Genomic DNA, 17,153 nt, shown 5'->3' on the forward strand with positions numbered 1-17,153 from the left:
CGGGGTAGATCCCACTAATTTGCGGATTGTGACCACTTTAAACGGCCGCGTTGTCCAAGACGGTAATACCAATGAAATGTCTCTAAGCATTCCGTTTCTAATCAGCTGGCTTTCACAGGTAATGACACTGGAGCCAGGTGACATTTTGGCCACGGGTTCACCATCTGGCAGCTGCCCGATCAAGCAGGGGGATGAGGTCGTTGTTGAAGTCGAGAACATCGGTCGATTAAGTAATGCTGTTCAGTAAGATTTGCCAGCATTTGAAAGTGACGGATGCCTACAAAGCTCAAACGATGGCAACCTTAATACAAGGAGTGGTCCAATTATCACGACGATGATATCATGGGTCATTCTTGTGTGATATTAATAAAGGAAAAACGGAGAGGCGTGAAACGCTTCTCTTTTTTATGCTTTAAATAAAATATATTTTCATTTTTATGGTGTTGTAAGAACTAAATTAGTGTATGATGCATAGTATAAGGTATGGTGTACGTCACATAGTATAGAGAAGAGGTGATTGGATGAGCACTTTACTGAATTCATTAACCACTGAGCTGCGCAGAGGCACTTTGACGTTAGCTGTTTTAAGTCAGCTCAAAACCCCTCAGTATGGGTACTCGCTTGTCCAGCGTTTAGAGAAGTCGGGAATTACCATTGATCAAAGTACTTTATATCCATTGCTTCGCCGCCTGGAAAAACAAGAATTGGTAACCAGCAGCTGGGATACTTCTGAAAGTAGACCGCGCAAGTACTATTCTTTAAGCGATTATGGGGGAGAAATCTTCACCCAGTTAAAAGAAGAATGGGAAAAAACTTCTCAAGAGCTTTATATATTATTAAAAGGAGAGGGAGAAGATGGAGCTGATTGAACTTTATATTCAGGAAGTGACCCGCAGGCTGCCAGAAAAAAACCGGGAGGATATTGCGCTTGAGCTTCAATCTACAATCGAAGATATGCTTCCAGTGGATCATACGGAGCAAGATGTGAAATCCGTTCTTTTAAAATTAGGAGATCCGGTTACACTGGCAAGCCGTTATCGCGATCGGCCGATGCATCTGATTGGACCGCGTTATTTTGATGTTTATATCTGTCTGTTGAAAATGATTTTACCAATCGCTGCAGTCATTTCACTGATCGGATTAATAGGGGATAATCCTTTTCGGGATATGGGGAATACGGTTGTAGACGCAATTTTAATAATAATCGGGAAAGGGATTGCGGGTATCATCAGTACAGGTATCCAAGTGTTTTTCTGGTTAACGATTTCATTTGCCATTTTAGAACGCGTGGATACTTCAAAAGACCAGTCGCCTTTAACAAAAGACTTGAAACCATGGACACCGGAAAACCTAAAAGATATTACGAACATTTCAAAGAAAAAAGCGGTTCCTATGATCGAGATTTTTGCGAGTTTGTTAGGTCTTTCTGTCTTCGCGGCCCTTTATTTCAATGCAGCAAACCTCTTAGGAGTCTATGAAAAAAGAAATGGCAGTCTCATTTTCGTGACACCTTCTTTCAATCAAGACGTCTTGAATTCCTATTGGCTGCTGGTATCATGCGTCGTCATCATTGGGGTGCTCTTGGCGATTTATAAATTATTTTTAAGGCGATGGACCCTGAAACTAGCTTTATTTCATGCCATATACCAGCTGTTATCCACTCTGACTTTCATCATCATCATCAGTAATCCTGATTTATTGAACCCGGAATTCATTGCGTACCAAAAAACACTATTTTCAACCGATGAATGGAAAACCTCGATTTACTGGGGGCTCATACTCATCTCCATCTTTTTTGCCGTCTACGATTCCTATCAAGGCTTCCGTAAGGCAAATATCCGTTAAGGCACAGCATCTAGCTGTGTTTTTTTGTTTGAAAGTTCCCTGAAGTGAAAAGTGAGCTGTTACAAGTCTGTAAGATTATTTCTTAAATTACAATGGAAAACAGAAAAACACCTCATATGAAATATAGTTTTTAACTAACTATACAGCATATGAGGCGTTACATTTAAACCATTTTTTTATTGAACTGCATCGAACTGATTAACTTTCCAAGTGGATCCGGACTTATAAAAGGTAACTGTTCTTTTTACTGAGTCACCGTCGACTGTAGGTACAGTTAAATTGTAGGATCTAACGTTAGTTTTTTGATAAACTAATTTAATTTTTGCTTTTCTCCACTCTAACATGCTGTCGCCGTCTCCGATTGGACGGGCTAATTTCCCTTTATGGGTAATGTAACTATATTTGTTCAGCCCTTTTTCAACTGCATTATTAGTAAATGTCTCTGCTAAGTAGGTAGTCAATTTATCTTTTGTATTAAACTCTTGGCAAAGGTATGAATACGCTGTTCCTTTATAATTGAAAGTTTTTTGTGAACATGAACGGGTTTTGTACCCATGTAAAGCATTCCAAAAATGTTTGCTGGCATTATCGGCTATCTTTAATGCATTTGCGTCAGACAAATTCTGTGATGTCGTTTTTGCGGTAACCTGACCACTTAATGTGAAAAATAAAATGATAATGGATAATAGCACACCTGAAAATTTTTTCATATTTTATCTCCCCAATCCCTATTAGGATACTTATGTAACGAAAGTTTAATTAATATTACATTTGTTACATTTATATTACAACATGATTGGCATAAGTAAAAGAGAAATCTTGTTAATTTTTAAATAAAATTTTATATATACATAGTTTGTTCACTTTATTCTTTTTGAAAGGAGCGTTCACCCATTTGTAAGGACTTGGCTGATACATACTTATTCCACCAACTGGCCTATTTAAAACCCAGCAGTTAATTCTTTTCCAATAACGGGACAAGTTAATTCATTATATTTTCATTAATATCAAGATATGTACAAAGAACCCGAATTTCCCGGGCAGATCCCGAAAATAATAAAATATAAAGGTTTGACAAACTTTCTAATCCTACCGTATTATAGATTATATACTTGAATACATCCTCCAAAGGGGAGTAGCTTTTACAACAATGTCGTCATTACGGAGCTCTTTGCTCTCGGTGTTGTTGGCAGCATATTGTTGTTAGCCAGACCTTACCTATTGGTAAAGGTCTATTTATTTTTAGTAAACCTTTACCAAAATGGTAAAGGTTTTTTTGTGCAGGATAATGCAGCCCTTAAGGAAATGTATAAATATATTGGGAATAGTAGAATTACAAATAAATATATAATTGGAGTGTATTCTTTGATACTTAGAAAATCTTTGTTACTTTTAGGGATAGGTTCTGCACAAATAGATTTAATCCTTCCGAAAAACACGTATAAATCTGGTGAATGCATAAATGGATATTTCTTGATTAAGGGTGGTACTCTTGCGCAAAGAATAAGGAGGATCGAATGTGATTTAATTATGGATTCTCATTCTACCGGAATCGACGAAATCCTTAAAACGAGCACCATTTTGTCTTCAAGAGAGATAAATTCAGGGGAAAGCAATGAAATTCCTTTTAACTTTTGTCTGCCTATATTGAAGGAACCTTATAAGCGAGGGGTTTCCTATCGCCTTAAAACGAGACTAATACTGGATAAAGGGATAATAGGGAAGGATGATGACTGGATTTTAATCGATTCTGAATAAAGTGGTAATGGAGGTGGGAACATGAATATCTTGAAATTTACTGAGCTTGCTATGGATTATTTTAAAGAATTTTTATTATTGAGGCTTTTTATATTAGCTTTACTGTTATTGGCGGTTTATTATATTTTGAATAAAATGGTTGAATGGTTCTTTAAAAGGTCCAATTTTTTTGAGGAAGAAGTCGAGAAAACGATACAGGGGGTTACTCGTTCTTCTCTTAGGTACGGCATTTCCGCGCTTTTCCTTATTTATTTGATTGGACAGTTTATAGACCTAAAAGGAATTTTAGCTGGAGCTGGGATTTTAGGGGTCGTTATCGGATTTGCCGCTCAGCAAATGCTAAAGGATATCTTATTGGGATTCGTAAGGCTATCAGATAATGAATTCCGAGTGGGGAATTTTGTGACATTCAATGGGACAAGTTCTGGGACGATTGAGGAAATCGGTATCCGGTTCATGCAGATCAGGGAATGGTCAGGGAAATTGCTGACTATCCCACACAGTGAAATCAGGACGATTCAAAATTTTAATAAAGGGAGAATGCGAATCATTGAACGCATTACAGTAAGTTACCAAGAAAATCCTGAAAAGGTAAAACGACTGTTGGAAGATATATGCCTTATCTGCAATGAAAAGTATGGTGAAACACTTCTAAGGCTAGAGGATGGTACACCTGAAGAGGATTTTAGATATATTGGCATCACGGATTTAAATCCGAATCTTAAATATGTTGGTTATGAACTATGCTTAGTGGGACTTGTTAATCCTGAACATTACTTTGAAACAGCGAGAAGCGTGAGGTTTGAAATGATGACAGCTTTTCATGAGCATCAAATTATAATGCCATCTGCCCATTTGCTTGTTCAGGGCAATCCTATTCATGAACGTATATTGGAGAATTGAAAAGAAGAATCACAATTGTTTGAGGTGATTCCGGTATAGGGTCATGAAAAAGTGATAGAGAAGATAAAAGAGGGCAGTAAGCATAACTAGTAATTCTTGGTAACTAATGGAATTTAAAATACTTTTTTAATGAAAGTGTTTGAACGTTGATTGGAAAGTAGGGCACTCGCTTTCCACGGGCGGTCCGCCCTCAACGCGTTTACGGCTAGGAGGCTTGGCAGACAGTCGGCGGAAAGGGAGCAGATTTCTGAAATCAAATGGAACGTTTTTTAATAAAAAAACCGCAGGCAAACTCGCTTTTCTTCGAGTTTGTCTACAGTCTGGGCTTTCTTTTAAAGAAAGTCCATTTTTTATACAATACGTCGAACAACCCTGCCCAAAAAAATGGGTTATTTTTATGGATTTCACCTTGATTTATCAGATTAAATAGATTATTATGAAATTAACATAAAATGGAAGGGTGACCTTTAAACAATGATCATTTAATCCTATTCTTTAAGAAAAAAATGCGTGCTAAATACGAACTTTTTTCTGGATAGGATTAGTCTGTACATTAAAATACAAACAAAGATCATTGTGTTCCGTCCATTAGGGATATTTTGCTCTGTTAATTTTGTATTGTACTGCCTCCTGTCCAGATATCTCACAGGAGGTTTTTATATTGGGGGAAAACACATCAGTAACATTGAGTAATAAGGAACCTAACTTATTTAAAAATCGGGTATTCCGGGCCATTATCTTTTCAGGCTTGTTTTTACAAATAGGGATATGGGTACGGAATTTTGCAGTTTTGCTATTCGTCATGGAAAAGACAAACGGGGATGCCTTTGCCATTTCCATGATATCAGTAGCGGAATTCGCGCCCATTTTTATTTTTTCATTTATTGGAGGGACGTTTGCTGACCGCTGGAGTCCGAAAAAAAACGATGGTTTGGTGTGATATATTAAGTGCAATATCCGTATTTGCTGTGCTTATCTCGCTTATCTTCGGCAGTTGGAAAATGGTATTCTTCGCTACTTTGATTTCGGCGATACTTTCCCAGTTTTCTCAGCCATCAGGCATGAAGCTATTTAAGATGCATTTGCCAGAAAGTCAAATTCAGACGGGGATGTCTGTTTATCAGACCGTCTTTGCAGTATTTATGGTTTTAGGTCCGATTCTCGGTACATTCGCCTTCCAATCATTCGGGATAAACATTTCGATTGCGATTACTGGCCTGGCGTTTTTACTTTCAGCTGGTGCACTCGCCTTTCTTCCAAAAGATCGTAAACTGAATGAAGAGACCGCAAAAACAACGATATGGCAGGAAATGAAAAGCGGAGTGAGGTATGTGTTGCGAAAAAAGGAACTAAGTTTGCTTGGTTTATGTTTTCTGGCAGCCGGGCTCGGACTTGGTTTCATTCAGCCGCTCTCTATATTCCTTGTTACAGAACAACTGGAACTGCCTAAGGAAAATCTGCAATGGTTATTTATGGTGAATGGGTTTGGCATGATTTTAGGTGGAGCCGGTGTGATGATTTTTGCCAAAAAGGTGGCACCTCAAAGATTATTAGCTTTAGGAATGCTTGTGAATGCTATCGGATTAGCGGTAATGGGGCTTTCAACAAATCTTTGGATTACACTTACAGCCGAGTTCTTTAATGGGCTAATGCTGCCTTGTATTCAAATCGGGATCAATACATTGATATTACAGAGGACCGAAGGTGAGTTCATCGGAAGGGTCAATGGAATCTTAAGCCCGTTATTCACTGGATCGATGGTGTTGACCATGAGTGCAGCAGGCGTACTGAAAGAGCAATTTTCACTCGTCGCCATATTTGAAACAGCCGCTTTCTTTTTTATTCTAGGGATGTTTTTCATTTTGCCATTGTACAATCAAAAGGCCGAAACAAAACCCCTGGAAATTCAATCGTAATTATCTTGCAGTATGCCAACACCTAAATACAGCTATAGCCATAAGAAAAGCAGCCAATTTTGGCTGCTTTTCTTTCTTTTTTTCCTTCTGACTGTAATTACAACTAACAAAATCTAGATTGACAATTATTTTTAGAGTACTGGTAAATACTAAAAATGGGCTTATTGGTACTTATGCATTTAATTTTCAAAAGTTGGTGAATAGCTTACATGAAAAAGGAGAAAAGTTAATGATCCTTAAAGACATATTGAAAGAAGCAATAAACGGGGAGATGCCGAAGGATGTTGAAAATATATCCATCACAGGTGTAACCGATAACTCTAAAGAAATTAAAAAGGGATACCTTTTTGTTGCCGTAACCGGATATAAGTCCGATGGCCATAATTACATTAAAGATGCAATTCGTTTAGGGGCATCGGCTGTGATTGGCAATCGCGATATTAAGGGATTGGAAGTTCCTTTTTTACGAGTGGAGAACAGCCGAAAAGCATTAGGGCTAATCGCCAAAAGGTTTTATGGAGATCCCAGCAATCAAAAAATAATGATAGGAATTACGGGCACAAATGGAAAAACCACAACTAGCTTTATGCTTCAGCAAATATTAGAAGAGAATGGGGTAACCTGTTCCGTCATTGGAACGATACATCATATTATCAATGGAAACAAAGTCGATTCCCATAATACGACTCCAGGTACCATGGAACTGAATTCCTTGCTGGCAGCCAGTCAGGACATGGTTGTCATAATGGAAGTGTCTTCTCATGGATTAGCTCAATACCGTTTAGAAGGAATTGAATTTGATTTCTGTGTCTTCACGAATTTGTATCATGACCATCTCGACTTCCACGGTACGATGGAGGATTATTTCCTGGCAAAATTACTGCTTTTTGAAAAATTAAAACCAAATGGTCTTGCGATTATCAATGGGGATGATTTCTGGGGAGAAAAACTACAAGAATACTTACGGGAGAAGAATGTCAGTGCCTTTGTATTTGGAAAATCCAATCACTGTGATTTAACCATCACCAATTATAATACTGCAATAAACCCCTTTATTTTATTGAATGAGAATCATGACTTTGTGAAAATTATGTTACCTATACCTGGACTTCATAATTTATATAACGCAACAGCTGCATATTCAGTAGCGAAGATGTTTCCAATTTCAAAAGAGGAAATCCTCACTTCACTGAAACGATTTTCCGGTGTGCCAGGAAGATTTGAAATGTATAAGAAAGAATTTGGACCGACAATAGTCATCGATTATGCACACACTGCAGATGCCATTCAACATATGCTTCAAACTGCCAAAGAATGCGGGGCCAAAAAGATTTATCATATTTTTGGTTTCCGAGGTGGACGAGATACAACCAAAAGGGCTGAAATGGTTAAAGTATCATCGGAACATAGTGATGTTTCGATTTTGACGATGGATGATCTGAATTCGGAGGGAATAGAGGTGATGGAATCGTCACTAAATAAACTCCAAAGCGATTACTCTGCTGTAAATGGGAAGGTTATTCCAGATCGGACACTTGCTATACAGGAGGCGTTGCAAGCAGGAAAGGAAGGGGATTGGATTATCATTACAGGAAAAGGAATTGAGAAGTATGAACAACATTTCGGACTGCCTACTATTTCTGACAAAGAAACGGTACTATATCTGCAAAATATAGACCATGGGGATTTTATCGGTTATTTTGATCAATAGTTTTAGTCTAATACGAATTCTTTTATAAAGGGCTAATAGGGCTTCTTTTCCCTTCTACAGCCATAGGTGATGTGATTTATATGGTGATTATTAACATTGTAACTTATGAGGATTACAGGTATTATAATAATACAAGCTGCACTGTTCGTAATGATAATAAAGTTTTAACCTTTAAGCTGTAATAGGGAGTTTTATATTGAAACAGGAATGTTATGCCTCGTTACTGACTTGGACAACAGGATTTTTTCTGCAAACACCCACTTTGAGGAGTGGTGGTTTAAAACTTTCTTACTGAATACGGCAATGGCGGCTTATATCTTTAAATGTTAAAGCCGGTCTCGTTCTGAGGCCGGTTTTTTGCTGTTTTTCGATAGGGATTGCATGTACCAATTATCCATATTTTTCTAAAATTTCATTTTGATCAGCCTAAAGAAATCCAATGATGAGAACTCTGGCTTATTAAATGTTTTGGAGACATTACTCTTGCTTTGTATACCGGTTGGCATAACTTGAAGCGACGAAAGCATTGGGTTTGATTTTCGGTTCCACGCCCATGGATTCCATCCTGGCTACCATTTCTTTTACAAACTCACTGGTTTTGTTCCGCTTCCCAATCCCGATATCAATGTGCCCTTCCATTGTGAACGTTGCCCCTTGATATACGGCAGGCAGTACAATATCGATTAACTGATTTTTTCTTTCTTCCGTAAACAGTGATACGATCTCCTCTGTTAACGACAATTCTTGGGAAATTCGTTCATGTAAATGCAGCATCCTTCTAGGAATCATCACTTTTCTTATACAACCCCATACACCATTTCCGACCTGCCGTATCACGATGCCTGTAATGAAAACCGTATGTTTTTTATGTACTTGCGAATCGGTACCGACCATTAATCGATAGTCACCGGAAGGATTTAATTTCATGAACTCAACAATATGAACAAATACCTCTTCAAATGACATGTCTTTTTTCTGAAGGTTTTGAAATGGAATGTTGTGAAATGGATATTGCCTCATATTATCGCACCCAACCTTTCCCCGGATATAATCAAATTATTAAATATCTCATGCCGCTCATAACACATCATATGAAGGAGGTCCTTGTTTCGTGCGGTGGGAAGAACCCGCAACCTATAGAAAATGCAGTCATTTTTTAAAGTTGATCTCGCTGAATAGATATCACCTCCAGTTTTAATTCTTCTATTTTAAACAAAAAGGACTTTAGGCATAAGGAGTCCTATCTTAATGTTAAAACAAAGTTGATTGGAGCGGATGTACGGACTCCTGCGGAAAGCGAGTGCCTGGAGTGGAAATTAACGGACAAATTAAACTGTAAACAAACTCAATCATAATCGGGTTTATCTACAGTCTGGAAGAGAAGCTAAAGCATTAGGTTTCTCTTTTTTTGTATGGAGAATATTACGAAAAAGCTTATTGGTTTTGGTATATCCCCTTCCATAACTGAAAAGTAAACTTTACATCACCTAAGTAAACCACAATATCATTCAATTTATATTAGAAAAAGGAAATGAAATTATTAAATTTTGACCAATAACTCCTTTAAAGTATACACATTTAATAACTTACAAAAAAAGTGTGTGATGTTTTCTTACATAAACAAAGAAATCTTGCTTTTATAAGAGTAAAATAAACAAATATTCAATTAATAAAGTATTGGAGAGATGAAAAATGAAAATATCTGAATTGAAAAAAAGCGGTCATGCTCCGTCATTATTAGCTTCATTCCTTTATTTTGATATCAGTTTTATGATTTGGGTATTATTAGGTGCACTGGGTGTCTATATTACAAAGGATTTCGGACTTTCCCCAGCTGAAAAAGGCTTGATTGTAGCTATTCCGATTTTGGGAGGCTCGTTTTTTAGAATCGTCCTTGGTTTTTTGACTGACCGCATCGGCCCGCGGAAAACAGCGATCGGCGGGATGCTTGTTACGATGATTCCGCTTTTTTGGGGATGGTTATTCGGAGAAAGTTTAGCCGAGCTCTATTTAATTGGGATTTTGCTCGGAGTGGCAGGTGCAAGTTTTGCTGCAGCACTTCCTATGGCCAGTCGCTGGTATCCACCGCATTTGCAGGGTCTAGCGATGGGAATTGCGGGAGCCGGTAACAGCGGAACTCTTTTTGCGACATTGTTTGGACCGCGTATTGCAGAGTCTCTTGGCTGGCATAATGTTATGGGATTAGCTTTGATTCCTTTAACCGTCGTATTCGTCATTTATATTTTAATCGCAAAAGACGCACCATCTCAACCGCCTGCAAAACCGCTCAAGGAATATTTCAACGTATTTAAAATAACGGACACTTGGTATTTCTGTATTCTTTACAGTGTGACATTTGGGGGCTTTGTCGGGTTTACTAGCTTCTTAAGCATCTTTTTTGTTGATGAGTATGGGTTAACACGAATAAGGGCAGGGGAATTTGTTACATTATGTGTCATCGCCGGAAGTTTCTTTCGTCCTGTTGGAGGATTTATTGCCGATAAAATAGGTGGGGTTAAACTGCTTATGTTTTTATTCGTTGGACTCACAATATGTATGTTTGGGATTAGTTTTCTTTATTCTCTTACTGTCGTTACGATCCTACTGTTCATCGGAATGCTATTTCTCGGTATGGGCAACGGGGCTGTTTTTCAATTAGTTCCACAGCGATTCTCTAAAGAAATTGGTTTTATCACAGGAATTGTAGGAGCTGCCGGAGGTGTTGGCGGATTCTTGGTTCCAAACATACTAGGTACGTTAAAACAGATTACTGGGACATATGCTACTGGATTTTTAGTATTTTCCGCAGTTGGAATCGTGGCTTTGCTTATCCTGGGCCTAGCTCAGCTTTCATGGAAAAAAACATGGGTACTCGGAAAAAATTCAGTTAAGATCTAGATCTTTGTTTACTGGTTATATTGGCTTGTTACAGTACTTGTTTGGGGGGATAAAATGTATAAACAAAAACTGGTTTTAGTAGGGAACGGTATGGCGGGATTACGCTGCGTTGAGTCAATTATAAGTAAGGATCCGACTGCATTTGAGATTACTATTTTCGGTAGCGAACCACACGTTAACTATAACCGAATCTTATTGTCGACTGTGCTTCAAGGCAACACTTCGTTTGAAGATCTTGCGATAAATGATAGGGGCTGGTATACGAAGAATAGTATCCAATTGTTTACAGGGGAAACGGTTGTGAAAATCGATAAAGAGACTCGGAAGATAAAAACAGACAAAGAACGGGAAGTTTACTACGATAAGCTGATAATTGCCACGGGTTCTATCCCATTTATTCTTCCTGTTACCGGTGTTGATAAAGAAGGAGTCATTGCATTTCGGACGATTGAAGATTGCCAAAAGATGATTGAAACTTCGCGCAAGCATAAAAAAGCAGTCGTCATCGGAGGCGGTTTATTAGGTTTAGAAGCAGCGAGAGGGCTGTTAAACCTTGGTATGGAAGTGAATGTCGTTCATATTGCTGACCATTTAATGGAAAGACAGCTTGATTCAACGGCATCACTTTTGCTGCAAAAAGAGTTGGAAAACCAGGGAATGAACTTTCTTTTAAAAAAGGAAACACAGGAGATAATCGGTAACGAGCGTGTAGAGCGCGTCCGTTTTAAAGATGGAACGGAGGTGGAAGCAGATTTAGTCGTTATGGCTGCGGGAGTCAGACCGAATATTCAGTTGGCCAAAGACAGCGGAATTGATACAAATCGTGCCATTATTGTAAACGACTATTTAGAAACCAGCATCCCAAATATTTATGCGGTTGGTGAATGTGTTGAACATCACGGAATTGTTTATGGATTGGTTAAACCCCTATATGAACAAGGTGAAGTGCTGGCAAAGCATATTTGTGAGATGAAATGCACCGGATACCAAGGTTCGGTCCTTTCCACCCAGTTGAAAATATCAGGAGTTGAGTTATTCTCTGTTGGGGATTTCCTTGGTGATGAAACAACGAAATCAATCACAACTTTTGATGAATTAGATGGTGTTTATAAAAAGGTGGTTTTTCAAGGAAGAAAAATCATAGGTGCTGTTCTGTATGGAGATACAAACGGCAGTTCACGATTACTCGATATGATTTTAAAGCGGCAAGAAGTAACGTCAGAAGAAAAGCATGTACTGTTCCAATCACCTAGTACGGCTGAGGGATTAATCGCTTCTATGGCAAATCATGAAATCATTTGCAATTGTAATGATGTTTCAAAGGGGGCAATCATTGGAGCGGTTCAAAATAAGGGATTAACAACCGTGGAACAAGTTAAACAATGCACAAAGGCTTCAGGTTCTTGCGGTGGATGTAAGCCCGCAGTGACCGAGCTTTTGACATATATTCAAGGTAATCTTTCCGATCAGGCTAATGAACAAACTGCAATGTGTTCATGTACGACATTAACGGAAGAAGAAATCGTGTATAAAATGCAGCTCCAAGATTTAACATCCGTCCAAGAAGCGATGGATGTTCTTGGATGGGAAAATACAGGAGGTTGTTCAACATGTCGGCCAGCCCTGAACTATTATTTAGGGATGATTCATCCAGAGTACGAGATCAGACAGCAAACTCTTTTCATAAACGAACAAAAGAATGCAACAGTTCAAAATGATAACCGATACTCTGTTATCCCGCAAATGTACGGCGGGATGACGAATGCGAAAGACTTGCGAAAAATTGCAAATGTTGCAGATAAATATGATATATCCCAGGTGGCGGTAACAAGTGAACAAAGGATTCATTTAATGGGTGTGAAAAAAGAAGATCTCCCAGGTGTGTGGGCTGATTTAGACATGCCGTTAAGTTCGAAATATGGTAACACCGTTCAAAACGTCAAAACATGTATCGGTGAACATGTTTGTTCTTGTGATAAAAAGCAATCCCTTTTACTTGCTGTAGATTTGGAAAAAAGATTGGAGCATGTATCAACACCTTACCGGATAAAGATGGGCATATCTGCTTGTATGCATAACGGTGCAGGATCAACAACGAAAGATATAGGTGTTATGGGCATTGACAGGGGCTGGGAAATATATGTGGGCGGAAGCAGCGGGCGTACTGTACGTGCCGGTGAACTGTTATGTGTAGCTGGAACAAATGAAGAAGCAATTGAAATCATCATCGGCTTTATTCAATATTATCGGGAAACGGCCAATTATTTAGAACGGACTTGGCAATGGATTGAGAGAGTGGGTTTAATTCATGTTAGAGAAGTATTGTTTGATAATGAACTTAGTCAGCAACTATCTCAACGACTGGAAATGGCTTAGGTCAGAGAAGGAACGAAGTGGAAAGTACCTTTTGATGCACGAAAACTAACGTGTAATTGTTATCTATAGAAATCCATGAGTAAAGGGTGAGGAGCCTTGACCGAATTATTATTAAAGTATTTCCGAACGAAGCAACAAGAGGTCCAATCAGAGAAACGCTATGATACACAATGTCCATTTTGCAGCATGCAATGTAAGATGCAGCTGTTGGAACAAAAAATAGTGACAAGAAAAAAGTATATGACGATTGGAAAAGATAATCCAACCTCAGAGGGGCGCTTATGTATTAAAGGAATGAATGCACACCAACATGCTCTGCATAAAGATCGAATTAAATACCCATTATTTAAAAAAAATGGTGAATTTGTTCGAATAACATGGGAAGAAGCATTAAACCACATTAAGGAGAATTTCACTAAGATTCAAGCAGAAGATGGTGTAAATGCATTATCTGTTTATGGGAGTGCATCCATTTCAAATGAAGAAGCATATTTGCTTGGGAAATTTGCCAGAGTAGCTTTAAAAACAAAATATATAGATTATAATGGCCGTTTGTGCATGTCCGCAGCTGCTTCGGCAGCAAGCCAAACGTTTGGTATGGACAGAGGCCTAACCAACAGCTTATCAGAGGTTCCGTTCACAAAGTGCATTATCTTGGCAGGCACGAATATTGCGGAATGTCAGCCGACAATCATGCCGTACTTTGAGAAAGCGAAACAAAATGGTGCATATATCATTGCTGTAGATCCACGAGAAACAACAACAACGAAAATGGCCGACTTACATCTAAAAGTAAAACCAGGGATGGATGCCGCCTTGGCAAACGGATTATTGAAAGTGATCATTGAAGAGGATTTTATTGATGAATCATTTATCCGGGAACGTTCAAATGGATATAACGAAGTTAAAGAGTATGTTACATCTTTACAGTTAGAGGAAATTGCCGAAATGACAGGGGTTCCTAGCGACCAAATTCAAAAAGCGGCTGTCATGTTCGGGAAAGAAGAATCAGGAATGATTTTTACAGCAAGGGGCGTTGAGCAGCAAACTGATGGTTCAGCCGCCGTTCGTAATTTTCTTAATATTCTTATTGTTACAGGGAAAATCGGAAAAGTGAATTCGGGCTATGGAGCTATTACTGGACAGGGGAATGGGCAGGGAGCAAGAGAGCATGGCCAAAAGGCAGACCAGCTACCGGGATATCGCATGATTGAAAATGAGAAACACAGATTACATATTGCAAGAATATGGGGAATCGATGAGGCTGATTTGCCACGTAAAGGTGTCTCAGCATACGAAATGATAGAGAAGATAAATGAAGGTGAAATTACCGGCATGTTTTTAATGTGTTCCAACCCAATTGTTTCAAATCCAAATGCTAACTTTGTCAAAAAGGCTTTGGAAAAATTAAAGTTTCTTGTCGCAGTGGATATGTTCGTTTCTGAAACTGCTAGAATGGCTGATTTGATTTTACCTACTTCGTCTTATTTAGAGGATGAAGGAACGATGACAAATTTAGAAGGACGGGTAACGTTGCGGGAAGCAAGTTTTTCGTTGCCTGGGGAAGTGAAGCATGATTGGCAAATCATTTGTGATATAGCAAAAGCTCTGGGAAAAGGGGAGTATTTTCCCTTTCAATCTGCAAATGAGATTTTCGAAGAATTAAGAGTGGCAAGCCGCGGGGGAACCGCTGATTATTATGGTATAACGTATGATCGATTAAGAAAAGAAGGAGGCATTTTGTGGCCATGCCCAACCATTGACCATAAAGGGACAAAAAGGTTATTCGAAACGTCTTTTGCCCACCCGGATGGAAAGGCGGCAATGGTTGTGGTTAATAATGTGCCTCTTGTTCCAAAAGAACAGCCATGTACGGATTTCCCACTTTATTTAACAACAGGAAGAATCATGTCACATTATTTAACAGGAGTACAAACGAGAAAAAGCTCATCATTATCCGCCAGAAATTTTGAATCATATATGGAAATCCATCCGGAAACAGCCAAGAAATATCATATTCCAGACAATACTTTGGTGAAAATTGAATCAAGGCGCGGAAGTATTGTTGTAAGAAGCAAATGGTCAGCAACCATTCGCCATGATACTATATTCGTTCCTTTTCATTGGGCAGACTCACAAAATGTCAATCGTCTCGTTTCAAAGGAATTAGATCCCGCATGCAAAATGCCTGGCTTTAAAGTCAGTGCTGTAAAAGTACATCCTATAGTAGAGTTAACGTCTAATTAATGGGAGGTTTTCTTCCCTTTAATCATAACTTTTTTAGGTTCATTATGGGTAAGCCTAACCACATAGCATTCCATATCAAATGGATTTTACATGACTAAACAACAAAAGGGGAAAAAGGATGAAAAAAGGTAAGGTCTATATTGTTGGTGCTGGACCAGGTGATCCGGACTTAATTACTGTCAAGGCAACCAAATGCCTCGCGGAAGCGGATGTCATCTTGTATGATCGATTGGTTAATCGTGAATTGCTTTTATATGGTAAACCTGAAGCTGAATACATTTATTGCGGTAAAGCGCCTGGTAAACATTGTGTCTCTCAAGAGGACATTCAAAAATTGTTAATTAGTAAATCAATAGAAGGAAAAACGATCGTTCGTCTAAAAGGGGGAGATCCTTTCATCTTTGGACGAGGGGGCGAGGAAGCAGAAGTGCTAGTTAAGCACGGAATTCAGTTTGATATTGTTCCTGGAATCACATCCGGAATCGCTGCGCCAGCTTATGCTGGAATTCCCGTGACTCACAGGGAATGGGGGAGTTCCTTCGCAATTGTCACAGGACACGGCGTGACCGGCAAGCCTGATAACATCAACTGGCATCATTTGGCACATGGTGTTGATACCATTGCTATTTATATGGGTATTAAAAACCTGCCATATATCTGTAAACAACTACGTTCCTGCGGAAAGAAGGCTGAAACTGCTGTTGCTGTCATTGAACAAGGAACGACAGGTTTTCAACGAACTTTCACAGGAACAATCGATTCAATAGTGGCGATTGTTACAAGAGAGCAGGTTGCCAATCCCGCCATGATTGTAATAGGAGAAGTGGTGAATTTATCCGAGAAATTATCATGGTTTTCAGAGAAGACAAAAGATAAGGAGTTCGCTTAGAAGAGGAATGATTAAGTTAGATAACTTTTATTGTAATGAAAATGTGAAAATGGAAAACTGGACATGAAAGTCATCATGTCCAGTGTAACAATGTTAACAGTTATTTTAAAAGTGCAAGGTGAAAATATTATCGGAGACTGAAATATGGACATTGAATTAATAGTTCCGGATTCTTAGCGAAAATCAATTACGTAGGCCAAAGTGAGCATTTAATTGGCCCTGCAGCATTTTTTTTCGCATTTTTTCCTGTTCAATTTTTCTGTTCTCTTTTAATTTTTCCTGTCTAATTTCATTGGTTTGCACTCCATCCTCTATTTTATCAGCGATTTCCACTAGTGCCTTGACGTCGGAAAAAGAGTATTTACGGTTACCACCCTTAGACCTTTCGGGGAAAACGAGTTTTCTTTCTTCATAATACCGAATTTGTCTATCTGATAGTCCGGTTAATTCTCTTACCACTCCGATGGAAATTACTTTTCTGTCAATATAAGATTCTTTTTGCAGGACGATGAAAATCACCTCATTTTGGATTTATGCTAGATCATTAAGGATATTATATCCTAATTTTCTGAATATTTGTAATAAAAACTAACATTAATTATTGATTTTC

13 protein-coding genes, 1 other RNA gene and 1 pseudogene are annotated in these 17,153 nt (G+C 38.5%); 12 read left to right on the forward strand and 3 right to left on the reverse strand.

What is annotated here, in order from left to right:
- The 3 genes from FNK51_RS20000 to FNK51_RS20010 form a co-directional block, all read left to right on the forward strand.
- The coding region (locus FNK51_RS20000) for a fumarylacetoacetate hydrolase family protein (RefSeq protein ID WP_181762301.1) at positions 1-247 on the forward strand (247 nt) is incomplete at its 5' end.
- A 274-nt stretch (positions 248-521) separates the two neighbouring features.
- Positions 522-869 carry a PadR family transcriptional regulator gene (locus FNK51_RS20005; RefSeq protein WP_034306796.1) on the forward strand — a complete coding sequence of 116 codons (348 nt, stop codon included), beginning with the start codon at positions 522-524 and terminating at the stop codon, positions 867-869.
- Positions 856-1,845, forward strand: a complete 990-nt coding sequence (locus FNK51_RS20010; protein WP_141994444.1) for an HAAS signaling domain-containing protein — start codon at positions 856-858, stop codon at positions 1,843-1,845. The genes FNK51_RS20005 and FNK51_RS20010 overlap by 14 nt, the downstream gene beginning before the upstream one ends.
- A gap of 176 nt (positions 1,846-2,021) precedes the next feature.
- Here the strand turns inward: FNK51_RS20010 and FNK51_RS20015 are convergent, their stop codons facing one another.
- Positions 2,022-2,555 (reverse strand): IseA DL-endopeptidase inhibitor family protein, encoded by a 534-nt coding sequence (locus tag FNK51_RS20015; protein ID WP_098372401.1) that lies wholly within the window; start codon positions 2,553-2,555, stop codon positions 2,022-2,024.
- Between the two features lie 655 nt (positions 2,556-3,210).
- On the opposite strand from FNK51_RS20015, the gene FNK51_RS20020 reads away from it, so the two are divergent.
- From FNK51_RS20020 to ssrS, 5 genes and pseudogenes are all read left to right on the forward strand, one after another.
- Positions 3,211-3,603, forward strand: coding sequence for a sporulation protein (locus tag FNK51_RS20020; RefSeq protein ID WP_286178794.1), 393 nt, complete (start codon positions 3,211-3,213; stop codon positions 3,601-3,603).
- Between the two features lie 21 nt (positions 3,604-3,624).
- Positions 3,625-4,506, forward strand: coding sequence for a mechanosensitive ion channel family protein (locus FNK51_RS20025; RefSeq protein ID WP_141994445.1), 882 nt, complete (start codon positions 3,625-3,627; stop codon positions 4,504-4,506).
- Positions 4,507-5,191: 685 nt separating this feature from the next.
- Positions 5,192-6,422 (forward strand): annotated as a pseudogene (locus FNK51_RS20030) (MFS transporter).
- 229 nt (positions 6,423-6,651) lie between these two features.
- A complete protein-coding gene (locus FNK51_RS20035; RefSeq protein ID WP_141994446.1) occupies positions 6,652-8,133 on the forward strand; it encodes a UDP-N-acetylmuramoyl-L-alanyl-D-glutamate--2,6-diaminopimelate ligase in 1,482 nt (493 codons plus the stop codon).
- 130 nt (positions 8,134-8,263) lie between these two features.
- Positions 8,264-8,450: non-coding RNA, 6S RNA (ssrS, locus tag FNK51_RS20040), on the forward strand.
- Positions 8,451-8,610: 160 nt separating this feature from the next.
- Here the strand turns inward: ssrS and FNK51_RS20045 are convergent.
- Positions 8,611-9,153 carry a ribonuclease H-like YkuK family protein gene (locus tag FNK51_RS20045; protein ID WP_098372396.1) on the reverse strand — a complete coding sequence of 181 codons (543 nt, stop codon included), beginning with the start codon at positions 9,151-9,153 and terminating at the stop codon, positions 8,611-8,613.
- Positions 9,154-9,825: 672 nt separating this feature from the next.
- Between FNK51_RS20045 and FNK51_RS20050 the strand changes: the two genes are divergently transcribed.
- The 4 genes from FNK51_RS20050 (at position 9,826) to cobA (ending at position 16,543) form a co-directional block, all read left to right on the forward strand.
- Positions 9,826-11,031 carry a nitrate/nitrite transporter gene (locus FNK51_RS20050; protein WP_098372395.1) on the forward strand — a complete coding sequence of 402 codons (1,206 nt, stop codon included), beginning with the start codon at positions 9,826-9,828 and terminating at the stop codon, positions 11,029-11,031.
- A 54-nt stretch (positions 11,032-11,085) separates the two neighbouring features.
- Positions 11,086-13,407 carry a nitrite reductase large subunit NirB gene (nirB, locus tag FNK51_RS20055; RefSeq protein ID WP_141994447.1) on the forward strand — a complete coding sequence of 774 codons (2,322 nt, stop codon included), beginning with the start codon at positions 11,086-11,088 and terminating at the stop codon, positions 13,405-13,407.
- A 96-nt stretch (positions 13,408-13,503) separates the two neighbouring features.
- The gene (nasC, locus tag FNK51_RS20060) at positions 13,504-15,654 is read left to right on the forward strand and encodes an assimilatory nitrate reductase catalytic subunit NasC (protein WP_141994448.1); all 2,151 of its coding nucleotides are present in this window, start codon (positions 13,504-13,506) and stop codon (positions 15,652-15,654) included.
- 118 nt (positions 15,655-15,772) lie between these two features.
- Positions 15,773-16,543, forward strand: coding sequence for a uroporphyrinogen-III C-methyltransferase (cobA, locus tag FNK51_RS20065; RefSeq protein ID WP_141994449.1), 771 nt, complete (start codon positions 15,773-15,775; stop codon positions 16,541-16,543).
- Positions 16,544-16,726: 183 nt separating this feature from the next.
- On the opposite strand, the gene FNK51_RS20070 is transcribed toward cobA, so the two are convergent.
- A complete protein-coding gene (locus FNK51_RS20070; RefSeq protein WP_286177147.1) occupies positions 16,727-17,053 on the reverse strand; it encodes a MerR family transcriptional regulator in 327 nt (108 codons plus the stop codon).
- Positions 17,054-17,153: the final 100 nt, after the last annotated feature.

Origin of the sequence: Bacillus sp. B4EP4a, from assembly GCF_006680105.1 — a bacterium.
Lineage (GTDB): Bacteria > Bacillota > Bacilli > Bacillales > DSM-1321 > Peribacillus > Peribacillus simplex_E.

What these genes read in the sequence shown, in the direction of transcription:
- cobA (WP_141994449.1), top strand. Translation starts at nt 15,773, where the DNA reads ATGAAAAAAGGTAAGGTCTATATTGTTGGTGCTGGACCAGGTGATCCG.
- FNK51_RS20050 (WP_098372395.1), top strand. Translation starts at nt 9,826, where the DNA reads ATGAAAATATCTGAATTGAAAAAAAGCGGTCATGCTCCGTCATTATTA.
- nirB (WP_141994447.1), top strand. Translation starts at nt 11,086, where the DNA reads ATGTATAAACAAAAACTGGTTTTAGTAGGGAACGGTATGGCGGGATTA.
- FNK51_RS20045 (WP_098372396.1), bottom strand. Translation starts at nt 9,153, where the DNA reads ATGAGGCAATATCCATTTCACAACATTCCATTTCAAAACCTTCAGAAA.
- FNK51_RS20015 (WP_098372401.1), bottom strand. Translation starts at nt 2,555, where the DNA reads ATGAAAAAATTTTCAGGTGTGCTATTATCCATTATCATTTTATTTTTC.
- FNK51_RS20005 (WP_034306796.1), top strand. Translation starts at nt 522, where the DNA reads ATGAGCACTTTACTGAATTCATTAACCACTGAGCTGCGCAGAGGCACT.
- FNK51_RS20035 (WP_141994446.1), top strand. Translation starts at nt 6,652, where the DNA reads ATGATCCTTAAAGACATATTGAAAGAAGCAATAAACGGGGAGATGCCG.
- FNK51_RS20010 (WP_141994444.1), top strand. Translation starts at nt 856, where the DNA reads ATGGAGCTGATTGAACTTTATATTCAGGAAGTGACCCGCAGGCTGCCA.
- FNK51_RS20025 (WP_141994445.1), top strand. Translation starts at nt 3,625, where the DNA reads ATGAATATCTTGAAATTTACTGAGCTTGCTATGGATTATTTTAAAGAA.